This is a genomic window from Candidatus Methylomirabilota bacterium (assembly GCA_036005065.1).
GTDB lineage: Bacteria > Methylomirabilota > Methylomirabilia > Rokubacteriales > DASRDR01 > DASYQW01.
The window spans coordinates 1-2,034 of sequence record DASYQW010000117.1; the positions used below are offsets into that span (position 1 = coordinate 1).

Sequence of the window (2,034 nt, forward strand, 5' to 3'; positions counted from 1 at the left end):
GCGTCAAATGCTGCGCCGGACCGGCGTCGTCTTCCGCAAGACGCTGGAGCGCGAGAAGCACGGCGTGGCCTGGCGAGACCTCGCGCGGGCCTGCCGGCTCCTCGAAGCCCGGGGCGAGATCCGCGGCGGCCGGTTCGTGGCGGGCTTCGACGGCGAGCAGTACGCGCTGCCCGAGGCCGTCACCCTGCTCCGTTCCGTCCGCCGGCGGGCGGAGTGGCCGGCGGGCCCGCCCCCCGTCACTGTGAGCGCGGCCGACCCCCTCAACTTCCGGGGCATCCTCACGCCGGAAGAGAAGATCTCCCCCCTCACGCGCCAGCAGGTCCGCGTGGGGTGACATCGCGTCGCCGGTCGTTGCGGATGTATAGATGACCGTATATACTTCGATGTGTGAAGGCCCGGGCGAAGCTGTTCAAGAACGGGGGTAGTCAGGCGGTGCGCCTTCCGAAGGAATGCCGTTTTCCGAGTAGTCACGACGAGGTGCTCGTCCGTCGAGAGGGCAGAAGGGTGGTCCTCGAGCCCGTCGATGAGTGGCCGGACGAGTTCCGCCGCTGCCTGGGCGCCTGGCCCGAGAAGATTGCCCGTCCGCGGCAGCGTCCGGTGAAGGATCGGCCAAACCCCTTCGACTGATGCCGCGCTACATGCTGGATACAGATATGGTGAGCTACGCCCTGCGAGGCGAAGGGCAGGTCGGCACGCGTCTGCTGGAGCACCGACCTCGTGATCTCTGCGTGAGCGTCATCACGCTCGCCGAGCTTCGGTACGGCGCGGATCTCAGGAGGTCCCGTAAACTTCACGGGCTGATCGATGCCTTCGTGAACTCGGTGCCAGCCTTGCCCTTCGATGCAGATGCCGCCGGCCAATTCGGGACGGTGGCTTCGGGTCTGAAGCATACCCGAGCGCCCATCGGCGAGTTCGACGCGCTCATTGCGTCTCACGCTCTTGCGATGCGCGCCGTCCTCGTGACCAACAACGCAAGGCACTTCGACCGAGTGCCTGGGCTGAAGACGGAAAACTGGCTATAGAGGTAACGCGGTTGCGTTCAGCCGATGGCGCCGCCCGCCCCTCCGGACATCTCCGGCGGGCTCCACCACTCGCGCAGGAAGCGGAAAAGGAGCCGCACCCGGTGGCTCACTGGCCGCTCTCGGCCGGCGCCGCGTCGTACACCCGGCGCACCGTGATCGGCTCACCGGAGCGGCCCTCCATCGTCGACGTGACGTAGAGCTGGTGCTTCTCGGGCACGAGCATATAGGCGCTGGTGATCTTCGCTCCGCGATCCGCCTTCGTCTCCACCACCAGCTCGTTGCCCCGCCACCGGGTGGTCGTCTCCGCCCCGCCACCCTCGCTCTTGATCTTCCTGCCGTCCGGATGGAGGTGCAGGACCCGGTCACCGTCGTCGACACCGATCTCTTCCGCGGTCTGGGTGATCCTCAGCGTCTCCGGAGGTTGGAGGAAGGCTCGCCGGGGGCCGCTGTCGCGGCCGCCGTCAGGATTCGCCCCCCGTCCGCCGAAGCCGCCTCCGCGGCCGCCGAAACCGCCGCTGCGGCCCCCTACGCCGCCGCCGGGGCCGCCCATCCCGCCCCGCCCTCCCGGGCCGGTCCAGCCCCCGGGACGTTCTGCGCCGCTGTCGCGCATCTTGGCCCGGGCGTCCTCGCTCTCCTCCTTGTTGAGCGTCCACGTTCCCGCGAGCGACGGTACCCCGGCCGGCGGGGCCGAAGGCGCCGTGACGAGAGCCGTCCCCAGCGCCAGCGCAAAGAGACTCGTCATTGGTCCTGATCGGGCGCGTCCGGCGCGCGTCGGAACTTCATCGTGTCCGGCCCGCCCTCACGCACGGTGTAGTCCCCGGGCACCTCGAAGAGCGACTTCTCCGGCTCGGCCCGCGCGATCCCCGTCAGCCGGTACGTCGTCTCGCCGAATCGCGGGTCGCGGTGGGTGCTGGACACCACCACCTGCAGCTCCGGCGAGAACCAGCGCTCGGAGACGATCGTGATCGGCTTCGCGTTCCCGATCGCGGCCTCGGGGATGGTGACCGTCGTC

The 2,034-nt window shown here is 69.3% G+C and carries 4 protein-coding genes; 2 read left to right on the forward strand and 2 right to left on the reverse strand.

Translation table 11 applies throughout. From position 1 onward, the window contains the following. Both VGW35_08520 and VGW35_08525 read left to right on the forward strand, forming a co-directional pair. Nucleotides 1-334: hypothetical protein (locus VGW35_08520; GenBank protein HEV8307699.1), on the forward strand; the 334-nt coding region annotated here is incomplete at its 5' end. Between the two features lie 304 nt (nucleotides 335-638). Next, nucleotides 639-1,022, forward strand: coding sequence for a type II toxin-antitoxin system VapC family toxin (locus VGW35_08525; protein ID HEV8307700.1), 384 nt, complete (start codon nucleotides 639-641; stop codon nucleotides 1,020-1,022). Between the two features lie 106 nt (nucleotides 1,023-1,128). Here VGW35_08525 and VGW35_08530 read toward each other — a convergent pair whose 3' ends face one another. Further along, nucleotides 1,129-1,764, reverse strand: coding sequence for a hypothetical protein (locus VGW35_08530; GenBank protein ID HEV8307701.1), 636 nt, complete (start codon nucleotides 1,762-1,764; stop codon nucleotides 1,129-1,131). Next, the coding region (locus VGW35_08535) for a hypothetical protein (protein ID HEV8307702.1) at nucleotides 1,761-2,034 on the reverse strand (274 nt) is incomplete at its 5' end. The genes VGW35_08535 and VGW35_08530, both read right to left, overlap by 4 nt.